Origin of the sequence: Methanobrevibacter sp. (assembly GCF_045112895.1) — an archaeon.
GTDB lineage: Archaea > Methanobacteriota > Methanobacteria > Methanobacteriales > Methanobacteriaceae > Methanocatella.
This window is the reverse complement of sequence record NZ_JBGUIH010000055.1, coordinates 24,878-46,877: the sequence shown is the minus strand read 5'-3', so window position 1 is coordinate 46,877 and position 22,000 is coordinate 24,878. Positions and strand designations below refer to the sequence as shown.

The window sequence follows — 22,000 nt, the reverse complement described above, 5'->3', positions numbered from 1 at the left end:
TAAATGGATAAGAAAGTACCAAGAAGCGATATTATTGAAACTGAAATTCCAATGGGTACAGTTCACCCCGCTGCATTGGAGCCATATAGGGTAAGGTTTTTTGTAGAAGATGAGATAGTTCAAGAAGCTGAAATAACTATTGGTGTTAATCATAGGGGTATTGAAAGGATCATGGAAGGACTTCCAGTTCAAAAGGCTAATTCACTTACAGAAAAAATATGCGGAATCTGTTCTAATGCACATATATGGAATTCATGCAGAACTGCCGAAATGGGTTTAGGCATTGAAATTCCAGAAAGGGCTATGTATATTCGTGTAATCATGAGTGAACTTGAACGTTTGCATTCACATTTCTTGTATTTGGCTCACGGCTGTGAAGTGTTGTCTCATGAAACCTTTTCAATGAGAATGTTCTACTTAAGAGAGATAGTGATGGAACTGCTTGCAATGATTGGGGGAAACAGAGTACAATATGGCTGTTCAGTCTTGGGAGGAGTAAGGCCAAGATGTGAATTGGATGAAGCAAAAATATTAAGGCTTAAAGAGGATATGGATAAAATAGAAGAAGGCCTTACAGATTTTGCCAACAGATTTACAGCAGACCCAATCGTAATGTCAAGGATTGCCGGAATTGGTGTATTGCCACAAAAGCAAGCTATCGAATTGGCAGTTACCGGACCAACCTTGAGGGCTACCGGTGTTGCAAGAGATTTAAGAACAACCATGTTTGAATATGATAATTTTGATTTTAATGTAGTCACCCAACCTGATGGCGATGTAAAATCTAATTTATTGATGAGAGCATTAGAGTCTTTTGAATCAATAAAACTCATTAGACAAGCTATTGCGAATATTCCGGAAGGTAAACTGGTCAATCATGACTGGGAAATGGTTGATACAGATATAACTGAAAGTTACATTGAAGTTCCAAGAGGAACTTTGTATCATTCCTATGCGCTTGAAAGCGGAAGAGTAAGGCACTGTGTAATAAGAACTCCATCAATGGCAAATATTGGTGCAATGCAATATGCATGTATTGGAGATCAAATCACAGATGCCCAATTATGTATTGTACAATGTGACCCTTGTTTTACTTGTACAGACAGAGCAATTGAAATAATCAGGAGGTAAATCATGTTTGAAAGTACAGCAATAAATTCAGTTCTTGCAGTAATTCTTACAGTGATAGTCTGTTTTGTAATTTCAACATTGCTTCCAGGAATTGAGAGAAAATATATTCATGCTAGAATTCAGCAAAGAATCGGACCGCTTGTAATTTCTCCAGGAATTATGGCTCCATTGAAATTCATGTTTAAGGAAAATGTAGAGATTTCATCTCCTGTTCCTAAATTATACAAAGCATTGCCAATCATCTGTTTTATTGTGGTTTTATGTGTTTTTGTTACATTAACTCCGCAAGCTTATCAAATTCCGGCACTTGCAAGTTTAGTGGCTATTGTTGGATTCTTGAAAGTGGAAGAAATCTGTTATGTGTTAATGGGTTCATTGTCCAAGTCCGTAATGTCTTTAAGAATGCCGTTCCCGGACCTTGTAAAAGGTGGAGCGCATTTGAATGTTCAAAGGTCATTTGTTGAAGATATAAGTGCAAAAAGATCTCTTAGAATGATTACATACGGTTCTTTCCCATTGTATCTGGCATTATTTGCTCCGGTAACTGCGGCTAGAAGCATTTACTTAAAAGATATTGTTGCATATCAACAATTGCATGGACCATTCTTGTTTACCGTAGCCGGTGGAATCGCAGCTATTGTATTCTTCATCGGATATATGATTATACTGAATGAATATCCATTTTCAATAATCAAAGCAAAGTCCGATGTGATTGAAGGACCGTATATGGAATATGCTGCAAAATACAGATCAATTGTCTATCTTACAAGAGGATTTTTCATGTTCGTACTTGGATGTGTCTTTTCAGTATTGTTCATTGGAATTCCACCAAACATATTCTCAGTGGGAATTTTAGTAAATATTGCCGTTGCATTGATATTCGTATTCCTGATGGGAATCTTATCAGCATTCAGCCCGGTATTTACAAATAGACAGTTGTTGCCTACAATATTAGGCGCTACATTACTTGGAGTATTAGCAATCGTACTTGGATTATTATAGGAGGAATTATTTATGAAATTTGTTATGAGACCGTATCACATGGTGAGTCTTGGAGGATACATTGTTGAGTGGGATTTTCCTTACAGAAATTTAATAGTTGTAAATAAAACCTCCGAACCAATAAAAATTGAAATACCTGTATTTCATGAAGAGTGGATTCAAGAACATAGGGAATTAGGTCTTGAAGTAATCCCTGTTACTAAAGAGGATAATTATTTGAGCATGTGGAAAAGGGCACATGCAGAATTAGATAAAGTAAGGCCATAAAATGAGTGATTATACATTAACTATTAAAGCTGATGAGAAAAAAGGCGTATTGGATGATATTACTGATGTTATCACCAATCATGGTGCCAACATTAGTTATGTTCATCTTTTCGTTGAAAAGAATAATGTCGGCTCCATTAATCTGGAACTTGAACATGTTGAAGACATCGATGAATTGGTTTCAGATTTGAAGGGAATTCCTGAAATAAAATCGGTTGAACTACATGGTTCACAGCTTGACATTTATGGAAAACGTATTATCATCATTGGTGGCGGAGCGCAGGTGTCTCAGGTGGCGATGGGTGCAATTACCGAAGCAGATAGGCATAATATACGTGGTGAGCGTATTAGTATAGACACAATTCCATTGGTCGGCGAAAAGAATTTAGCCGAGGCAATTGAAGCCATTTCAAGATTGCCTCGTGTAAGCGCTTTGGTTTTGGCAGGTTCGCTCATGGGCGGAGAGATTACCGAAGCCGTCAAAAAAGTTAAAAATGAAAGCAATTTGATTGTGATTTCCCTTAATATGCCTGGAAGTGTAACCAAATATGCTGATTTGATTATCACTGATCCAACTCAAGCAGGTGTTCTGGCAGTAATGGCAATCGCGGATACCGCTGTTTTTGACATCGAAAGATTAGGCGATAATATTAAATTTTAAATAATGTTTATGGACATATAGGGGAGTTATTTTAATAACTCCCTTCTATTTTTATTAATTTTTTATACAAATATCTTTGTATTCACATTTTCCACATTTTTTCTCATTCATTTTAACATTAGGAAGTCTCTTATTGTCAGTTATTTCTTTGACTTCACGAATCACATCAAACAATGCTTTTCTGAGATTGACATCCATCACAACAGGTCTTCTGTCGCCTATTTTTTCATAATCAACAAATCCAACAAAGACTTCTGTGTCAAACTCCTCTTCAAGAAGTATTGCATATGCCACTAACTCAACTGCATCTTGATCCCAAACTCCTTTAATTGGAGGATTTGAACTTTTAATGGCTACAGGATAGTATTTGCCGTCAATAATCTCAATCTTATCGCACATTCCAATCAATTCAAGCCCTGAATCTTTTAACAGGTAGGAATACATGCAGTTTGGAAAGAACATGTCAATTATCTCGAAAGCATTCTTATCCAATATTGCCATTGCCCGTTTTACTTTAGCTGCTCTGATTTTGATGTTGAAATAGGTGTCATCAATTATCTCATTAATCTTGTCATCTCCAATCATCAATCTCATTGATTTGATTGCATCTGTTGTACTTTCAATATATGAGTCGATGTTCTCTGATAGGATATTTTCAATTTCAGTCAAACTCATTTCCTTTTTGATTTTACGCATGTTTTTCTGAATCAAATCCTGAATGTCTATTTTTAACTTTTTAATCTCAATTGAAAGCTGATAATCTTTGTTTTCTTCTACATCAATATGATTTTGGATGTAGAGTTTCATCGGACAGTACATATGTGTTTTTATTGAAGATATAGTCATCATGTAATAACCTCTAAAATTAACTAATATTACTTTAAAATTAATGATATAAATATTTAGAAGTTATAAAAGGCGTAAATTCTTTTAAATAAAATAAAAAAAGTAAATAGCTAGTAATTTAGCTATTTAAAGTAAATTTTAAGCATCGTAGTAATGTTCATTTATTGCAGGCAATTTTGCAAAGATAATAGGAACCACTATCAACACGACTGTCAATATCAACATGATTGTAGCACTTAAGCTATCTACAGTTGAAATTGTGGATAACACTCCCTGAATCCAAAGGCCAGCGATACAGATAGGTAAAATGTATTTGATGACTGTTTTCCAGGTTTTGCCGACTTTTATTGTCGAATTGTTGTTCAATGTTTCAATCAAGTCATCAAATTTGTAAATCCAACCAAAGATTATACATTCAAGAAGTATTGCGAACAGCAATGCGAAATTGTTTAAGTAGGCATCGAACACTCCTAGGATTGTACTTCCAGCACTTGTGGTAAATAGGATTGAAATTAAAAATCCAACAATACAAACTGCTGTAGCGGTCTTTTTACGTTCAATGAGGAATTTTTCAGAAATTGAATAACAAACTCCTTCAAGAAGTGCAATTAGTGATGTAATTCCAGCAAATAGTATGCATATGAAGAATAATGGTCCAATAATGTATGCAACATCTCCCATTATATTAAATACTTGTGGGAAAACAACAAATGCAAGTCCTGTTCCTTCAGTTACAAGGTCGTTAAATGGAATTCCTGTAGTCAGTGCCATAAATCCTAAAATAGAGAATGTTCCAATTGAATTGAATACTTCAAATCCGGAATTTGAAAATGCTACGATTATTGCATTGTCAACCAATTTAGAGCCTTCCGGCAAATAGCTGGCATAGGTCATAGCAATAGCCATACCTAAGCTTAAGGAGAATATGATTTGCCCAAATGCCGCCAGCCACACATCCAAATTGGTTAATGCTGACCAATCTGGAGTGAATATTTGTGTATATCCAGTTGATGCGCCAGGCAATGTCAAGGAAAATGCAACAATACCAACAACAATTAAACAGAGCACAGGTAATAAAACTTTACTTACATTACCAATACCGTCATTCAAATCTCTTTTAATAATAAACCAAGCCATAAACCAAATTGCAAAAACGGATACAAATACCATCGGAACTATTGTAAATATTCCGGATATTGAATCTGTTGCTTGCAGGACATTATTTGCAAAGAATAAATCTGGATTTGATCCCCAAGCTTTTGTCAAGCTCAAGAATATGTAAATCAAGTCCCATCCAACAACACAAACGTAATATGTCGCAATCAGGAATACAATCAATAGAATGAACCATGCTACGGGCTCCAGCTTTTTGTTTACTGCAAACAATATTCTTGCAAGTGACCTTTTGAATTTGAATCCGACAGCATATTCCACCAAAACAAATGAAATTCCTAAAAGGAATAATGAAACGATATAAGGAATCATGAATGATCCTCCTCCGTTAGAGTATAGGACATTCGGGAAACGCCAAATGTTTCCAAGACCCACAGCGGAACCAATCATCGCCATCATAAATGCAAAATTACTATTCCATTCTGATTTTTTAGTCTCTGTCATTTTATCACATTATTTAATATTACTATATTTGTGTTTAAGGTTTAAATAATATTACTTTATATGCCATTAATTTAAGAGTATATTTGATGTTATTGAATGAAAAAATGGAAATCATCGAATTGAGGGATGAAGATATATTCTTGTTTAAAGAATATCTGCAGGAGGCCTTTCAGCAGGGATATGAGTCAGTGTACGGCAAATGTGAAGAATTGGTTTTACCTGAAAATGACATTGATGAATGTTTGGAAAGAGAGGATAGTCATGCTTTCGAACTCATTAATCAAAACAATGAAATTCTCGGTGGGGCTGTTGTCACAATTAATGAAAAAACAAATCATAATCATTTAGATTTCTTATTTGTAAAAGCAGGTATTCAAAATCAAGGATTAGGACAGTTAATTTGGGATGAATTAGAAAAAATATATCCTAACACTGAAATATGGGAAACTTGCACTCCCTATTTTGATAAAAGGAATATTCATTTCTATTTAAATAAATTAGGATTTCATATTATAGAGTTTTTCAATGATAAACATCAAGATTTAGAAAATCCAATAGATAATTTCTCACTAGAAGAAGGAATGTTCAGATTTGAAAAAATAATAAAAAAAGGAAATTAATCCTTTATTCAAAAATATTAAGCAGGGCTTTCCTTAAGTTTCAAATACTCGTCAATAGCTTCACGGGTAGTTCCAACCACCAATCTATAATGATCATCTTTACCATTGATAATGACTTTTTCCACTTTTCCCTTAGCTATTACATGTTCGCCGTCAATAACTTCGCCGGCATAAGTGTGTGTGAATGAAACTACTTCAGTCAAAGGAAATTCAACACCGTCTAGGACTTTTACATTCTCAATTGTATAAAGTGAAGGATTGTCAAATGCTCCAAGTGCACTTACAATGTCACATTCGATTTGGGCGATTCCTTGAGGTTCGTATACGGTATCTCCCCAGGTTCCTTCAATCTCATTGTAGTCCTTAGTGGCCAGAATATCAAAGAGGGTGCCGTTGATTGTTCCTCTGTTCGCTTTCCTGTTTTCATACCATCTGAATTCCTCTTTGGTAAGGCTTTCATCAAACATCCTTTTGTCGTATACGAAATCCCAGTAGTCGTTGGTGATTCCTTCAACGGTAATGTGTTTGTCAACTTCTTTGATATAAACCTCTTTTCCTCTGTGTTCCTTAAATGCAGCTATTGCCCTTCTGTGGTTGTCAAGACCATATACGACAAAGTCAAGGTCGGATACATCACTTTTTTGAAGGCCCGGCAGGATGGATCCTGAAATTCCAAGATGGTCATATGGAATGTCTGCCATGAAATGGAAAAAGTCAGCAACATCCATCAGTTTTGCAATCAGTTCTGGGTTTTTGACTTCTCCTCCGCTTTCAAAGGTCTCCTTAAGGCCTAAAAGTCTCATTTCAGGTTTGATTATTCTTACGACCTTATCCAATGGAACGCCCATCATTTCAACGTTAGTCACATCGCTGAAGTATAAGTAATCAGGGTGGTTTTCCCTCAGATATGAATAAGCTTCTTCAGAGCCCACTTTCCTGTATCTTTTACCGTCCTTTTCACGGTCTCCATTAGGGTCGGGCACATATCTTAAAAATGAAATCACTCGGTTTTCTGGGTGAATGTAATTTGTTGATGCGAAGTATAAATCATCGCTTGTGTAAATAAAGTCTCTTGTTCTTACTTGTTCCATGGTATTGTCTCCTTGAATAGTATTTTAATTTACATCTTAAATTAATTTTTGATTTTAAATTAATTATTTATATTAAGTAGTATCTAATAATAACTTATGACTATAACTCATAAGCATGTTGATGAAATATTTGAATATGATGGAAGTCAAATCAATCCGTCATGGGCTTTCCAGGAGTTTGGAATTTACGGTTCTTCAATCATTACTTGGATTGGTCCGGTTAACATTACTCCAGATAACTTAAAAGATTTTGCAGATGTGGGTTTAGAAATCAAATCCAATTATATGGTCAATTTCATTTGCGAATTCTTTGACCAGCAGCCTCCGAATATGAGGATTGCCTATTTAAGACAAAGGCTTCTCGTAATGATTTTTAGAGAAATCTTAACTGAATATGGAATTCAGACTAAAAGGGAAGGTGATGATATCTTTGTTGAAGATAGAAAGTTATCCATTTCAATAGCCAGTGTTTCATTAAGCTCTGCAAAAATCCATTTTGCGCTTAACATAGAGGATAAGGGCACTCCTGATGATGTGGATACAATAGGATTATTTGATATTAAAGCAAATGATAGGCAAATATTCAACAAGGATAATTTGCTGGATTTAATCAACGAAACTGTAACTATATTTATCGATGAATTGGAAACAATTGAAAATGATATAAGTAAAACCAAGGTGTTATAATGAAAATATTAATTAACGGTATTCAATCTAATTTAAGGTTCTCCTCAGCTCACATTATCCCGGGCCATGAGTCTTGCGGATATATTCACGGTCATTCTTATTTTGTCGATGTTGAAATTGAAGGTGAGCGAGCCGGAGATTTTGATTTTGTAGTCGATTTCAAAGATGTTAAAAAATACACTAAAGCGATGTGCGACGAATTGGACCACAGAATGCTGATTCCTGTCTACAATGAACTGATTGACATTAAAAACTTTGATAAGAGTAAAGATTCGATTTTTGATTTGAAAAAGGAATTGACAGTATATTTGAAGATTGACGGTAAGGGATATTCCCTGCCTTCAGTAGATTGTGTATTTTTGCCTCTTCCCTATACTTCAGCAGAAGAGTTATCCAAATTCTTTGCTGAATCATTAGCCAGGAAGCTATCAGAAGATTATGACAATCTTGAATATGTTTCCATTTGCGTTAATGAGGGAATTGGTCAAGGAGCGATGTACAGGGCAGATATAAAATGAAAGCTCCAGTCATTGAAATCTTTTCATCTTTTCAAGGTGAAGGATTATTAGTCGGCGAAAGACAGATTTTTGTACGTTTTGCAGGATGTAACTTAAACTGCAATTATTGCGACACCAATGATAGTAAATCCGAAAGATCAGGAAAGTTAATGACCCCCGAAAAAGTTTCAGAAGAAATTAACAGAATTTTAACTCCTGATTGCAAGACCATTTCATTTACTGGAGGTGAACCGAGTTTATATCCTGACTTCATTAATGAAGTCAGCAAAAACTTTAATTTGAATATCATGCTTGAAACCAATGGGACTTTACCGGACAATATTGATTTGATTGATAAATTAGACATTGTTTCTTTAGATATTAAGTTGCCAGAGCATTTTGATGGCGATTTTAATCAAGAAATTTTTTTAAATGAGATTAAATCACTAAATTTATTAATGGCGAAGTCCATAAATGTATATTGTAAAGTAGTTATATTGCCATCAACAAAAATAAAGTCATTTAAAGGGGTAGTTGAAAAATTATCAGAGAATATTTCAAGCAAAAGCAACCTTAAAATAATTATCCAACCTTCTAGTCCGTTAGGAGAATGGAAAAACATTAATTATAAATTATTCGAGTTTTCCGAAGTTGTTGGGCAATATTTTGAAGTTTCCACCATTCCTCAAATCCATAAAATTTTGGATATTGAGTAATTTTGTTTTTAATATTTTTGATTTTATTTTTTTGATAGCGATTGTAAATTAGAGGTGTGAAAATGAAAGATAAAACATCCATTAATAGAAAATCAAATACAGGTGCAGTTGAACACGAAACAAAAGTTCACGATAGAGAAGGGGACATAATGGCTATCGCAACCAAAGATGTTGTGTCAATCCCTCCAACCAAATCTATCAAGGATACTGCAAAAGTAATGATGGAACATGAATTCAGAAGATTACCAATCACAGATCCTGGTTCTGGTAAATTGTTGGGTATTGTAACAGTAATGGATATATTAGATTTCTTTGGTGGAGGAAAAAAATTCAACATTATTGAGAAAAAATATGAAGATAATTTCCTAGCAGCTATTAATGAACCAGTTAAAGAGATTATGACCCGTGATTTAATCACTCTATCTACTAAAGCTTCTATTGGTGAAACTATTGAATGTATGTTAGACCACCAATTAGGTGCTATACCTCTTATTGATGCTGATGATAAACTCGCAGGTATTGTAACTGAAAGAGATATTGCTTTATCCTTAGCGGGTATGGCTGGTAAAGAAACTGTACAAGATTACATGAGTGCTAAAGTATTCACTACCACACCAGGAACTCCTCTTGAAGGTGCATGCAAAATCATGGTAAGAAACGGTTTAAGAAGAATTCCAATTGTCGGTGGTGAAGCAGACATTTCTAAAGCAGCTAAAAAATTATTAGGTATCTTAACCTCTACTGATGTTATCAGATTCTTAAATGCAAAAGAACTATTCGATCATTTAAATTCAAATTTAGCAACCGACGTGTTAAAAACAACAATTTCTGAAATCATGGTCAAAGACCCAATAACCGTTGAACCGAATATGGTCATTGGTGACTTGTGCGAATTGTTCGCAGAAAAAAATATTGGTGGAGTGCCTGTTGTTAAAAACGATGCTGTTGTTGGAATTATAACTGAAAGAGATATTTTAAGAGCAGTTAAAAGAATCTAAACACATAATAAGGAGATGATAATATGCAAATTAAGAATTTGATGTCTGAAGATTTAATTACTGTAGACAAAGATCAAAATCTTTCTGATGCATTGAAGTTGTTTCGTAAACACAATGTTTCTCGTTTACCTGTAACTAATCATAAAGAATTGGTTGGCATTATTTCTGAAAGGGACATAGCAAACAAGCTAGGGTCTTCAAAAGCCGAAAATATGCCTGCATCAAGATTCCATATTTCATCTGTAATGGTTAAAGATGTAATTACAGTACCTGAAACAATGCAATTGGCAGAGGTAGCAAAAATAATGCTGGAAAAAGGAATAGGTTCTGTTCCAGTCATGAGGGATGATGAAATGGTTGGAATTGTTTCAAAAGCCGATTTCGTTACTCTAGCTGTTGGAATTGCATTTGATAAGATTGCTGTAAAAGAAATAATGTCAAAAGAGGTAATTGAAGCTTATCCAACTGATAGGCTTGTTCATGCAAGAAGAAAAATGTTGGATAATAATGTTGGAAGATTGCCTGTTGTCGATGACGACAAGCTTGTAGGAATGATTACTTCAAAAGATTTGATGAGAGCATTCATTGACTTTAGAAAAAATGTTCCTGAAAAATATCAAAAATCTCAAATCAAAGAGGTTTTAGTTGAAGACATCATGTCTTCCAATCCGTGTTATGTTTCAAAAGAAATGTCAATATCTGAGGTTTCTAAAATAATGATGGAAACCGGATTCAATGGACTGCCAGTTCTTGAAGATGGCAAACTTGTTGGAATCATAACACAAACTGATATATTAAGACTAATTGAAAAATTAGAATCTTAATTATCTTTTTTTTATTTTTTTGAAGGTATTACCATGCCATTAATCTCATTTTTAGGACCAAAGGGAACTTTCACCCATGAAGCTGCCAATATCATGGGGGATAATCTAATTTCCTACTGTACAATTCCAGCAGTTATGGAAAGTGTTGTAAATGGAAAATCTTCATATGGTGTTGTTCCAATTGAAAACTCAATCGAAGGGCCTGTTGGAATTACATTGGATTCTTTAGCCCATAAATTTGATTTAAAGATTTTTAAAGAAATCATTATTCCAATTAATCAAAATTTAATTGTAAATCCCGGTACTGAAATGGAAGATATCGAAGATGTTTACTCTCACTCACAGGCTATAGCTCAATGTCAGGAGTTCATTAGCCATAATAAAATTCAGCCGCATTATGCCATCAGTACTGCAAATGCCGCCAAAAGCATTATTGGAGATAAGACCAAAGCAGCCATTGGTAACTCAAAAGCAGCGGAAATATATGATTTGGAAATTCTCAAGCATAATATCCAAGATACTGATAATAATGAAACAAGGTTTGTCGTGGTTTCAAAAGAAGACCACGAGCCAACAGGTGCTGATAAGACTTCCATTATCTTTTCCATATATGAGGATAAGCCTGGAGCGTTATATGATGTTTTGGGAATTTTTCAAAAGAATGGGATTAACTTAACAAAAATTGAATCCCGGCCTTCTAAGAAGGGTTTGGGGAAATACTTATTTTTCATTGATTATATTGGCCATAGAAAGGATGCTATTTTTGAAGATATTATAAATGAAATCGATGAAAAAACTTATTTTTTAAAAGTTTTAGGTTCTTACCCACAACTTTAAGTAAACTTTAAATTAATGTTATAGTATAAATTATATTATAATAATTCAGGGAGGGCAGGCATGCCAAATGATAGAGACAAACTTCTACAAATTATGGATAGTTTAGAATCTGATTATGAGAATGGTAAAATTTCTCCAGAAAAATATAGTTATTTTAGATCTAAATATGAAGATAAACTTAATTCTATCGATGCAAATGAAGCGACTAGAAGAATAAGGTCTATGCAAGGAAAATCCCCTTCTAGTGAATCTAAAAAGAAAAAAACAAAAAAACCTATCAGAAATAAAAAAAATAAAGAACAGGATTTGGTTCAGAAATATATTATTAATCCCAAAAAATCTGATGCCAAATACAACAAGAAGAAGAAATCCATGGATAGCAGCACTTTTAAGCTATTGTTATTGTTGGTATTGGTTTTAGGTTTCACTGTGGGCGTAGGTTATGGTGTTTTTAATTTAGATTTTGATAATATATCAGAAACAAAAACTGTTGCTATTGTTACAGATACTGCATTCCCTGATATTACTGAGGATGTTGTCGTAGATACAACTAAAACTAATTCCTATGACTACTCCTATTATGATGATTCTGATAATGATGTTGAAACTACACAGGATTCGTCATATAGTTCGGATTACTCGTCAAGTAGTTCTTCAAGTAGCTATGAAAGCGATTATGGTTCCTATGATAGCAGTTCATCAAGTAGTTCCTCAAGCAGTGATTATGAATCAAGTGACTCCGGAGGCAGTGAAGAATAGTTTAACTATTCGTTAATGAAGGTGATTTTATGAAAAGTAATTTGAAAAAGTTTATTTTAATACTTTCACTCATAATTGTCATTATTGGTGTTGTTTCATGCGTCAATGCTGCAGATAGCACAGATTCCTCAGAAGTTACCATGTTGACTTTATCAAAAGGAGGTTTACTTATTCATTACCCTTCCAACTGGGGATATTCAGAGTCAACTTCTAATTATTCCATCATGGCGATATCTAAACTGGATTCAATAGATTCATCTGATGTGGGTCAAGTCAATATCAACTTTGAGAAAAAGCCTATTGAAGGGGAATTTTATACTTATGTAAATGATACCTACAAATCAATGCAAAAGGATTCTTCTTTTGAGTTGATATCATCAGGTGGGGTCATGGTTGGAAATATTAATGCGGTTGAATATATCTACTCTTCCAACCAAGACGGTGTTGAAAAGGAACATAAGGCGGTTTGGTTTGAAAAAGGTGGACAGGCATATGTTCTATTATACAGTGCGCCGCCTAAAGATTTTGAAGATAGTTTGTATATCTTTGATTATATCTTATCAGATATTCAAGTTACATAATCTTTTTTAATAATAGGGGTTTTATCATGATTATATTATGTGTGACAGGCAGTATTGCAGCTACTGAATCTATTAAATTGGCCCGTGAGCTTAGACGTAATGATGTTGAAGTGAAATGCTTCATGAGTGATGCGGCATGTGAAATTATACATCCTAATGCTATGGAGTTTGCAACAGGAAACGAAGTTGTAACCAAACTGACAGGCAAAATTGAACATGTTAAATATTCGCAGGAGGACCTGATATTGGTTGCTCCCGCTACTGCTAATATAATCTCTAAGTTTGCACATAAAATAGCTGACGATCCAATATCCACATTATTAATTACAGCTTATGGTCATGATACGCCAATTTTATTCGTGCCATCAATGCATGATTCAATGTATAAAGCAATTAGGGAGAATATTGATAAGATCAAGAATGAAAACTCAGCTAATTTTATCAAACCAAGAATGGATGAAGGAAAAGCAAAATTCCCGTCTAAGGAAGACATAGTCCTTGAATCGTTAAGAACAATTAATTTAAATAAGAAGGATTGATTATATTAAAGGAAAAAAAGTTTTAATTAGTCTCGGTGGGACATATGAGCCTATCGATTCAGTTAGGGGAATTACCAATAAATCTTCTGGAAAAATGGGTTTGGCACTTGCAAAAGAGGCGTATATTAGAGGTGCTGATTTAACTTTGGTGGTCGCAAATGTTAGTGTTGAAATCCCTTCGGTTTTTGATGTCATTCATGTTGAAACCAGCAGTGAAATGAATGAGGTTATTCTAGGTTTGGTTCCTGATTTTGATATTTTTATAGCTACTGCAGCGGTTTCCGATTTTGAATTTAAGGATAAATATGATAAAAAAATAGATTCTGAGAGTTCTTTATTTTTAAATTTAAAACCAACTACCAAAATTATTCGCCAGGTTAAAAAAATCAATCCCGATATATTTTTAGTGGGCTTTAAAGCTGAATTCAATATCTCAAAAGAGGATATAATTTGCTGTGCTAGAAAACAAATTGAACAGGCGGGTACGGATTTGGTCATTGCTAATGATATATCTAAGAGTGATTGTCATTTTGGATCTGACAGCAATGAAGTTCTAATAGTTGATGATGAGGTCCTTTCAGTTCCTTTGGCATCAAAAAGGGAGATTGCAAAAATAATTTTTGACGTAATTTCCAAAAAGATATAAGTTCATGTATACTGGCAGATTATTTAGATGTTTTCCATACGCATAGTTGCACCATCTTTATTTTTTGATACATAATTTTTAGGGATGTCCTGTTAATCTTATTTTTAATTTGTTACAAAATCAAAATTTATGGTAGTGTTTGTTTTTTGTATTGTCATTCATCTTCAAAAAATTGAGGTTTGACAAAAGTCTTTTCTATGGGGTTAATTTTATCAGAACTTTTTGGCATTAATTTTATTTTGAAGTTGTAATATTGTATTCGGTTGAAAATTAATTTCATTGTTCCACTTCAAATGATTTAAAATTTTGATTTTATATCTAATTCTATATTGAAATATAAGCTCATTTGAGTAATACTTTTTAGAATAAAATAAGCAAAATCGTCTAAAAAAATAAATCTTCTAAAAAACAGTATTTTAATAAAATAAGTTCATGCCTTTAGGCTTTAGTTAAATGGAGTGATTAATAGAGTGAATCAACCTAAAGGACGCTTAAATGAACTTTTATTTTATTTGCATTAGCATATGTAATATTTAATTTTCTAGTATAAAAAGGTATCTAAGTATTACTTTTTTGGTGTTTCAGTAGTAATTTTTTAATTTTCTTAGAGCTATTTTTTTGCCCGTTATCTAGTGAAAATTTGTTATTTTTTTTTAAAAATTTTTTTCTACTAATAATGCAATATGGTCTTTCTCGTATGGTTCCAGTTTTACTTTTTCAATAATCTTAAAACCTTTTTCTTTCAATTTCTTTTCTTGTTCCTTGAAAATCTTTTTAGGTTTTTGTACTACATCGATACTTCTAGCTTTAATCATTAAAAGTCCAACACCATCATCCTTTGAAAATATGTTCATATTTCTCATAAACAATTCACTTTGTGTTGGTTGGGCCACATCACAGTACACTAAGTCGACCTTTTCGACTATGTTGAGATATCCTTTGGGTTTGGTTGCATCACCTAAAATCGGAGCAATATTAAGCCTTTGTCTTGAAAGCTGAACTAGTTTTTTTGCTGTTGTTGGTGAAAATTCAACGGCATATATTCTCCCATCAATCACAATATCAGAAATATGTGAAACTGTTGTTCCAGTTGATGCACCAAGATATAATACTTTTGAAGTCTTCTCGAGCTCTAAATTTTTTAACCCGTTTAAAAGAGCTGCAGATAATTTTGAACGTCTAGGATTCCAGATTCTATATTCAACATCTTCTTTAATTAATTCTTCACCATAAACTGATACTCCAGGATTTAAATTTTTAGTAGTGATGTTTCCATCCTTAAAATAAACATTCATGCCTTATCTCCTCTTTTTATTTTTCTTGCCTTTTTTCCTACTTTTTTTGGATTTGGACTTTTCTTCTTTCCTTTTTTTAGCTGTTTTTGTTGGAAATGGATTATTTTTTTCTATTTCTTCTACTCTTAATTTAAATTCCTCAGCAATATTCTCATCAAAAGTTTTAGTGAACACGTCTCTTCTAACGGCTAGGGATATCATTCCTGCAAGCATTCTTGCAATTTTTCCACGATTCCACCATTTAGCGCCCCTTACTTGGGGGTGTTGATAGATCAATCCATATTTAGGGGGTCTGTCTCCACTTTTTAAATGTCTGAACAATGCCTTTTCAGCGCCCATTATCTGAACGGTGCTTGAAGGGTACATTGCAAGTCTTTTGAGCCCTCCTGCATGGGAAATTAATTTAGCTCCTAGTGAAGAACCAACCAATAGTCTTAAGTTTGGAGCAATTGATTCCATTTTCAAATCAACATATTCTTCAAGGTTTTTCCTAGATTTTTGAAGTTCATAAATTGCATTTGCGTAATTGTTCATTATTTCCAGGTCATTTGGATCAATGTCTTCATCTATGTCAATTATTTCACTTGGGAATGCGTCTGGCTTTGATTCGATAATCTTGTCTTTTGTTTTATTTTGTGAAATCAATTTGATGTAGGTTTCATTGTTCTTGATTGTGTCCATTTCAGGGAAATATAATGCATACCACTCTCTGATTCTTTCAATTAGTTTGGAAATGCTCTCATCAATCTCATCAATCGAATTAATGGCTTGGATTAAATGTTTGTCTTCTGAAGCGGATGCTTTTTTAATATTGTATATTGCCAGATTCCTATAAATTTCAGTAATCTCTTCAGGATTTAATCCGAATTCATCATAGTTTTCTCGTAAATAGTCTCCGCCCTGATTTGGTGTTTTGATGATGATCTTTTCATTATCATAATCGGATAATCTTTTGTTTGACTCAATAAAGATTTCATCGTAATCTGATGATAACTCTTTAATTATTTCCAATTCTTCTTCAACAATTTTTTTATCATTAATTTCAGCTAATTTTCGGATAATTTCATTACTTGGAAATAATTTCTCACAAATTAATTCATTTTCATTATTAAAGGCATAAAATCCTTTAACACTGTAAGTAATATAGCATTCCATAGAATTAAATATTTTTTTCATTTCTAATAAGTATTGCCATGATGAAAAGATTTAATTTATTTAAAAATTAAATTAAATTCATTGAATTATTTCTATTTTTGGATTTGTAATCATGTCAGAACAAAGCTTTAAGGATTTAGAATATGAATTGGAATTAAAGAATGCTGAAATCGATGAGCTCAATATGGAACTTCAGGATAAAATTGAGCAAATCAATAAGCTAAAATTATATTCCACCAAATTAAAATATGCAAATAAGAATTTAGAGGATAAACTAGATACCAAAATAGATTACGATAAGGCCAGAGTTAAAGAACTCGATGATTTATCAGAAAAGATTAAAGAGAAGGAGGAAATCATTGAGGATAAACAGGACCAAGTCAGATATTTGAGGTCTTTGATTGATGATTATAAGTCTCAGTTGAATTCCAACACTGAAAATTTAGACTCTCAGCTTAAAAGAATCGCAAAAACTTATGAAGATTTATTGAAGCAAAAAGATGCAATAATTGAAAAACAGGATGAAGAGATTGCAAATTTAATCAAATCCAAAGAAGAAATAATTAAATCTAATAAAACTAATGTAATAAGTTTAAAATTACAAAACGAAAAATATCAGGAAATCATTGAAAAATTAACAAAAACTAATTAAATAATTAATTACAAAGTTGATATTATGTTGAAAACAAATGTTTGTGGAGTGGAATTTAGAAATCCTTTGATGTTGGCTGCAGGAATTATGGGGAGCAATGCTTCATCAATGAACTGGATTTTAAAATCAGGTGCTGGTGGTGTTGTTTCAAAATCATTTTCCTTAAATCCTCATCCGGGATATCCAAATCCAACAACAGTTGCAGTTGAAGGAGGCATTTTGAATGCAATTGGACTTTCTAATCCTGGTGTAGAGAACTTTAAAGAAGAATTAAAAAGGATTGAAAGGCAAAACAATGTAGTTATAGCTTCAATTTATGGGGCAAATCCCGATGAATTTTCCACATTGGTTAATGAAGTTCAAGATCATGTTGATATGATCGAGTTGAATATTTCATGCCCTCATGCAATGGAAGGCTACGGAGCATCAATAGGTCAGGATTGTAATTTAAGCCATACTATTGTTTCAGCTGCAAAGGATGCTGCTAATGTTCCGATCATCGCTAAATTAACACCTAATGTAACTGACATTACTGAAATTGCGAAAACCTGTGAGGATGCAGGTGCTGACTGCATATCATTAATCAACACATTGGGTCCTGGAATGAAAATCAATATTGACGTGGCCCGTCCGGTTTTATTCCATAAGTCTGGGGGAATGAGTGGTCGTGCAATCAAGCCAATTGCAATCAGTAATGTTTATTCAGTTTATGAAGCTGTAGATATCCCATTAATTGGTGTTGGTGGAATCTACACTTGGGAGGATGTTGTCGAATTCATTTTTGCCGGCGCAAGAGCAGTTCAAATAGGAACAGCCATTATGGATGAAGGAGTAGAAGTATTTAGCCGTATTAATGAAGGATTAGAAAAGTTCATGGCCGAAAAGGGTTATTCTTCTATCGATGAGATGGTTGGACTTGCACATAGGGAGTTGTAATTATGATTAACGAACCAAAAATTGTTGAAATAAAAGAGATTATTGATGAAACTCCTACAATTAAAACTTTTAAATTTGATTGGGATATGGATGCATTGGGAAGGTCAAATCCTGGCGAATTTGTAATGGTTTGGAATTTTAAAAATGAAAAGCCCATGTCAATTGCACAAATCAACGATAATGAATTAGCTATCACCGTTAAAAATATCGGTGAATTTACATCACAATTGCATGATTTAAAAATTGGCGACCAGATAGGCATTAGAGGCAGCTATGGCAATGGCTTTAATAATTCTTTTGAAGGAAAAAACATTTTGGCAATTGGTGGCGGTGTTGGAATGGCACCGGTCAATGCTATTGCTTCTGATTTGCTTAAAAAAGGAAATAATGTTGATGTTGTCTCAGCAGCCGTTACTAAAGACGAATTGCTTTATGGTGATGCACTTGAAGAGTTAGGTGCAAATGTACATTATTGCACTGATGACGGAAGTTTTGGCTTTAAAGGATTTGCAACCGACTGCACTATCGAATTGCTTAAGGGTTCCGATTATGATTATGCATTTGTCTGTGGTCCTGAAATAATGATGAAGGGAATATTTGATATTCTCGAAGCATCATCCATACCTGCGCAGTATTCTCTTGAAAGATATATGAAATGTGCTCTTGGAGTATGCGGCCAGTGCTGTGTTGATGGTGAAGGCTGGAGAATATGCGTTGAAGGACCGGTTTTTGAAAATGATAAAATAAACCAAATCACTGAATTTGGAAAATATAGAAGAGACGCTTCCGGCGTGAAATACTAAATAAGGTTGATAATATGGCATTGGACATTAAACAATATTTCACTCCACCTGTTTTGTTAATTATCCTACTGTTAGTTATTTCATTAATGTTTATTTTTCCTGTTTTAAACATGGTTCTATTAGGCGCTGTTTTAGCTTACATAGTAAAGCCCATTTCCTGTAAAATCCAATCAAAGTTAAATTATTCATCCATTTCTATTATAATCGGAATGATTATTGTTCTAATTCCATTAATTTTGTTATTTGGATATATTACTTATGAAATTTCATCAGTTATTACTTCAATTCTTGCAGATAGTTCTTATAGTGGTGTAAATTCATCAATTTCTCATTTATTATCTTATTTGCCACTAAATATTGATCCAGATTCTCTTACTTCATCACTTGATTCATCTTTCAAGGATATTGCAACATTTATCTTAAATTATCTTGTCAGTTTTCTCGGTAAATTTGCAAATATCATTTTGGACTTATTTATTCTTGTCTGTTCAGTATTCTATTTCGTTCGTGATGGAGATAAATGCTTAAGCTTTATTAAGGACTTTGTGCCTGATGATTCCAAGGGATTTTTTGATGATACTGTAGAATCCGTTAAGGACGTATTGAAAAGCATATTTTTTGGTCACTTTTTAACTTCAATAATAATAGGCATATTCGGATGCATTGGATATACAATTTTGGGATATCCTTATGGAATATTCCTAGGGGTCATAACAGGTATTTTGCAATTGATTCCGGTTTTCGGGCCATGGCCAATTTATTGGGGATTATTCTTTATAGACATCGCTTCCGGAAACTATCCGAGAGCTGTTATTGTATTGATTTTTGGATTCTTCCTCAGTACTGTGGATATGTATATCAGGCCCGCTCTTTCAAGCCACTATGCCGATATCCATCCGTTAATCTTATTAATTGGATTCTTATCCGGTCCTTTGGTTTATGGAGTTGTTGGATTTATCATTGGTCCATTGATTCTGGGAATAACCTATGCAGTATTGGATAGCTTTAGAAAAGAATATCTTCTTGGGGATGGCTGAATGCAGAGAAACGTTGTTATTTTGGACATCGATTATGTTACTAAGGATGAAAAACCAGTGATTAGGCTGTTTTCAAAAGATAGGGATAAAAACGTAGTTTTGATAGATGACACCTTTGAACCATACTTGTATGTCTTATCTGATGATTTGGATGATTGCATAAAAGAAATTCAGGATAATATAGAGGATGTTCTCATTGAGAAAGTCCTTAAAAAGGATTTTCAAATTGAAACAGAATTTTTGAAAGTCACATTTAAACATCCGCAGGAACTTGCAAAAAAGAGAGACAGTCTGAGGGATCTTGAAAGCGTTATCCAAATCAGGGAGTTCGACATTCCATTTTATAGAAGGTATTTGATGGATAGGGATGTCATCCCAATGACTGAAGTAACGGCTATTGGAGAAGAATTAGATTCATTTTTAGATTTGGATTCATCAAAGCATGATGTTGAAATAATAAAACTAACAGAAAGCTTAAAACGGACAGAAAATTATCCTCAAAATTTCCGTATTTTGAGTTTTGATTTGGAAGTCAGAAACCCTCATGGGATGCCTGATTCCGAAGAGGATGAAATTATCATGATTGGTGTGGCAAGCAATTTTGGCATTAATCAGGTCATTTCAACCAAAACAAACTCTCCTGATAGAAAAGACTTTGTAAAGCAAGTTGCATCCGAAAAGGAAATGATTGAAGAGTTTGTAAATATTATTAAGGATAATAATGTCGATATTATTGTCGGATATAACTCAGACAATTTTGATTTCCCGTATCTTAAAGACAGGGCCAAAATATTCGGAATCGATTTGGATATCGGGATGGACGAATCGGATGTCAGATTTATAAGAAGGGGCTATGCGAATGCCGCTTCCTTTAAAGGGCTGATTCATGTTGACTTATATCTTGTCATGAGAAGATACATGACTCTTGAGAGATACACTTTAGAAAGGGTATACTATGAGCTGTTTGGTGAAGAAAAGATTGATGTTCCCGGCGATAGAATTTGGGAATTTTGGGACAATGAGGGAGAAGAATTGGACAATCTGTTTGATTATTCTCTTGACGATGTTGTTTCCACTTTAAAAATAGCCGAACAAACCTTACCTCTTAATTTGGAACTCACTCGTATTATCGGCCAGCCATTATTTGATGTTTCCCGTATGGCAACAGGTCAGCAGGCGGAATGGTTTTTGGTAAAGCAAGCATATTTCGATGAGGAGATTGTTCCAAACAAGCAGGGATCCAACTTTGCCGACAGGGCATCAGCAGAGGATAATGAAGGAGGATATGTAAGGGAGCCTGAAAAGGGATTGCATGAAAATCTCGTCCAATTCGACTTCAGAAGCCTGTACCCTAGCATCATCATCTCAAAAAACATATCTCCCGATGTAATGTTTTTGGGAGATGTGGAAAATGAAGAGGAGTACAATATCGCTCCTGAACATGGCATTAAATTTAAAAAGGAACCTCAAGGATTTATCCCGTCCGTCATAGATAAGATTTTGCAGGAACGTTTCAGAATCAAACGTGAGATGAAGGCCTGTGATGATGAAACAGAAAGAAAAGCTTTGGATGTACAGCAGCAGGCCATTAAAAGATTGGCAAATACAATGTATGGTATCTATGGATTTCCTCGCTTCAGATGGTACTCATTTGAATGCGCAAAGGCGATTACTTCTTGGGGAAGACAATATATTAAATCATCAATCAAAAAAGCGGAAAAATTCGGTTTCTATACAATATATGCTGATACAGATGGCTTTTATGCGAAATATGTAAAAGAAAAAAAGTAAGAGAAAATTAAT

General features: G+C 33.8%; 25 protein-coding genes. 20 read left to right on the top strand and 5 right to left on the bottom strand.

All coding sequences use genetic code 11. The features are described 5' to 3' along the window. Positions 1 to 3 precede the first annotated feature (3 nt). The 4 genes from ACJMLD_RS09265 to ACJMLD_RS09250 are packed head-to-tail and all read left to right on the top strand — an operon-like array spanning position 4 to position 3,061. Complete coding sequence (locus ACJMLD_RS09265; protein ID WP_405270801.1) at positions 4 to 1,131, top strand: nickel-dependent hydrogenase large subunit; 1,128 nt, start codon at positions 4 to 6, stop codon at positions 1,129 to 1,131. 3 nt (positions 1,132 to 1,134) lie between these two features. After that, a complete protein-coding gene (locus ACJMLD_RS09260; protein ID WP_405270798.1) occupies positions 1,135 to 2,133 on the top strand; it encodes a respiratory chain complex I subunit 1 family protein in 999 nt (332 codons plus the stop codon). A gap of 12 nt (positions 2,134 to 2,145) precedes the next feature. Continuing rightward, the gene (locus ACJMLD_RS09255) at positions 2,146 to 2,400 is read left to right on the top strand and encodes an energy-converting hydrogenase B subunit P (RefSeq protein WP_405270796.1); all 255 of its coding nucleotides are present in this window, start codon (positions 2,146 to 2,148) and stop codon (positions 2,398 to 2,400) included. A 1-nt stretch (position 2,401) separates the two neighbouring features. Continuing rightward, positions 2,402 to 3,061, top strand: a complete 660-nt coding sequence (locus ACJMLD_RS09250; protein ID WP_405270794.1) for a DUF5612 domain-containing protein — start codon at positions 2,402 to 2,404, stop codon at positions 3,059 to 3,061. A gap of 54 nt (positions 3,062 to 3,115) precedes the next feature. Here ACJMLD_RS09250 and cas4 read toward each other — a convergent pair whose 3' ends face one another. Continuing rightward, positions 3,116 to 3,910, bottom strand: coding sequence for a CRISPR-associated protein Cas4 (cas4, locus tag ACJMLD_RS09245; RefSeq protein ID WP_405270792.1), 795 nt, complete (start codon positions 3,908 to 3,910; stop codon positions 3,116 to 3,118). Between the two features lie 135 nt (positions 3,911 to 4,045). Then, entirely contained in the window at positions 4,046 to 5,524 is a 1,479-nt protein-coding gene (locus ACJMLD_RS09240; RefSeq protein ID WP_405270789.1) for a sodium-dependent transporter, read from the bottom strand. Between the two features lie 86 nt (positions 5,525 to 5,610). Between ACJMLD_RS09240 and ACJMLD_RS09235 the strand changes: the two genes are divergently transcribed. Continuing rightward, positions 5,611 to 6,144 carry a GNAT family N-acetyltransferase gene (locus tag ACJMLD_RS09235; RefSeq protein ID WP_405270787.1) on the top strand — a complete coding sequence of 178 codons (534 nt, stop codon included), beginning with the start codon at positions 5,611 to 5,613 and terminating at the stop codon, positions 6,142 to 6,144. 17 nt (positions 6,145 to 6,161) lie between these two features. On the opposite strand, the gene ACJMLD_RS09230 is transcribed toward ACJMLD_RS09235, so the two are convergent. Continuing rightward, on the bottom strand, positions 6,162 to 7,235 hold the full coding sequence (locus tag ACJMLD_RS09230) for a DNA polymerase subunit beta (RefSeq protein WP_405270782.1): 1,074 nt from the start codon (positions 7,233 to 7,235) through the stop codon (positions 6,162 to 6,164). Positions 7,236 to 7,331: 96 nt separating this feature from the next. On the opposite strand from ACJMLD_RS09230, the gene ACJMLD_RS09225 reads away from it, so the two are divergent. The 10 genes from ACJMLD_RS09225 to ACJMLD_RS09180 all read left to right on the top strand — a co-directional run bounded on the left by ACJMLD_RS09225 (position 7,332) and on the right by ACJMLD_RS09180 (position 14,319). Next, the gene (locus ACJMLD_RS09225) at positions 7,332 to 7,922 is read left to right on the top strand and encodes a DUF366 family protein (RefSeq protein WP_405270779.1); all 591 of its coding nucleotides are present in this window, start codon (positions 7,332 to 7,334) and stop codon (positions 7,920 to 7,922) included. Continuing rightward, positions 7,922 to 8,440, top strand: a complete 519-nt coding sequence (locus ACJMLD_RS09220) for a 6-pyruvoyl trahydropterin synthase family protein (RefSeq protein ID WP_405270777.1) — start codon at positions 7,922 to 7,924, stop codon at positions 8,438 to 8,440. The genes ACJMLD_RS09225 and ACJMLD_RS09220 overlap by 1 nt, the downstream gene beginning before the upstream one ends. Next, positions 8,437 to 9,135: a 7-carboxy-7-deazaguanine synthase QueE gene (locus ACJMLD_RS09215; RefSeq protein ID WP_405270775.1), complete on the top strand. Its 699-nt coding sequence runs from the start codon at positions 8,437 to 8,439 to the stop codon at positions 9,133 to 9,135. Before ACJMLD_RS09220 ends, ACJMLD_RS09215 begins: the two co-directional genes overlap by 4 nt. Positions 9,136 to 9,197: 62 nt before the next feature. Then, entirely contained in the window at positions 9,198 to 10,133 is a 936-nt protein-coding gene (locus ACJMLD_RS09210) for a CBS domain-containing protein (RefSeq protein WP_405270773.1), read from the top strand. Positions 10,134 to 10,156: 23 nt separating this feature from the next. Next, positions 10,157 to 10,957, top strand: a complete 801-nt coding sequence (locus ACJMLD_RS09205; protein ID WP_405270770.1) for a CBS domain-containing protein — start codon at positions 10,157 to 10,159, stop codon at positions 10,955 to 10,957. Between the two features lie 33 nt (positions 10,958 to 10,990). After that, a complete protein-coding gene (pheA, locus tag ACJMLD_RS09200) occupies positions 10,991 to 11,794 on the top strand; it encodes a prephenate dehydratase (RefSeq protein ID WP_405270768.1) in 804 nt (267 codons plus the stop codon). Positions 11,795 to 11,854: 60 nt separating this feature from the next. Further along, positions 11,855 to 12,553, top strand: coding sequence for an endoglucanase (locus tag ACJMLD_RS09195; protein ID WP_405270766.1), 699 nt, complete (start codon positions 11,855 to 11,857; stop codon positions 12,551 to 12,553). A 29-nt stretch (positions 12,554 to 12,582) separates the two neighbouring features. Next, a complete protein-coding gene (locus ACJMLD_RS09190) occupies positions 12,583 to 13,134 on the top strand; it encodes a hypothetical protein (RefSeq protein WP_405270764.1) in 552 nt (183 codons plus the stop codon). Between the two features lie 26 nt (positions 13,135 to 13,160). Next, positions 13,161 to 13,673 (top strand): flavoprotein, encoded by a 513-nt coding sequence (locus tag ACJMLD_RS09185; RefSeq protein WP_405270762.1) that lies wholly within the window; start codon positions 13,161 to 13,163, stop codon positions 13,671 to 13,673. A gap of 25 nt (positions 13,674 to 13,698) precedes the next feature. Beyond that, positions 13,699 to 14,319, top strand: a complete 621-nt coding sequence (locus tag ACJMLD_RS09180) for a phosphopantothenoylcysteine decarboxylase (RefSeq protein WP_405270864.1) — start codon at positions 13,699 to 13,701, stop codon at positions 14,317 to 14,319. 653 nt (positions 14,320 to 14,972) lie between these two features. Here ACJMLD_RS09180 and ACJMLD_RS09175 read toward each other — a convergent pair. After that, entirely contained in the window at positions 14,973 to 15,614 is a 642-nt protein-coding gene (locus ACJMLD_RS09175; protein WP_405270760.1) for a fibrillarin-like rRNA/tRNA 2'-O-methyltransferase, read from the bottom strand. Positions 15,615 to 15,617: 3 nt separating this feature from the next. Beyond that, positions 15,618 to 16,769 carry an NOP5/NOP56 family protein gene (locus ACJMLD_RS09170; protein ID WP_405270757.1) on the bottom strand — a complete coding sequence of 384 codons (1,152 nt, stop codon included), beginning with the start codon at positions 16,767 to 16,769 and terminating at the stop codon, positions 15,618 to 15,620. Between the two features lie 112 nt (positions 16,770 to 16,881). Between ACJMLD_RS09170 and ACJMLD_RS09165 the strand changes: the two genes are divergently transcribed. The 5 genes from ACJMLD_RS09165 to ACJMLD_RS09145 are packed head-to-tail and all read left to right on the top strand — an operon-like array spanning position 16,882 to position 21,988. Further along, complete coding sequence (locus tag ACJMLD_RS09165; RefSeq protein ID WP_405270755.1) at positions 16,882 to 17,421, top strand: glycosyl transferase; 540 nt, start codon at positions 16,882 to 16,884, stop codon at positions 17,419 to 17,421. A gap of 24 nt (positions 17,422 to 17,445) precedes the next feature. Continuing rightward, positions 17,446 to 18,357 carry a dihydroorotate dehydrogenase gene (locus ACJMLD_RS09160; protein ID WP_405270753.1) on the top strand — a complete coding sequence of 304 codons (912 nt, stop codon included), beginning with the start codon at positions 17,446 to 17,448 and terminating at the stop codon, positions 18,355 to 18,357. Between the two features lie 2 nt (positions 18,358 to 18,359). Continuing rightward, entirely contained in the window at positions 18,360 to 19,160 is an 801-nt protein-coding gene (locus ACJMLD_RS09155; protein WP_405270751.1) for a dihydroorotate dehydrogenase electron transfer subunit, read from the top strand. Positions 19,161 to 19,174: 14 nt separating this feature from the next. After that, a complete protein-coding gene (locus ACJMLD_RS09150) occupies positions 19,175 to 20,197 on the top strand; it encodes an AI-2E family transporter (RefSeq protein ID WP_405270748.1) in 1,023 nt (340 codons plus the stop codon). Continuing rightward, a complete protein-coding gene (locus tag ACJMLD_RS09145) occupies positions 20,198 to 21,988 on the top strand; it encodes a DNA polymerase domain-containing protein (protein WP_405270745.1) in 1,791 nt (596 codons plus the stop codon). Positions 21,989 to 22,000 lie beyond the last annotated feature (12 nt).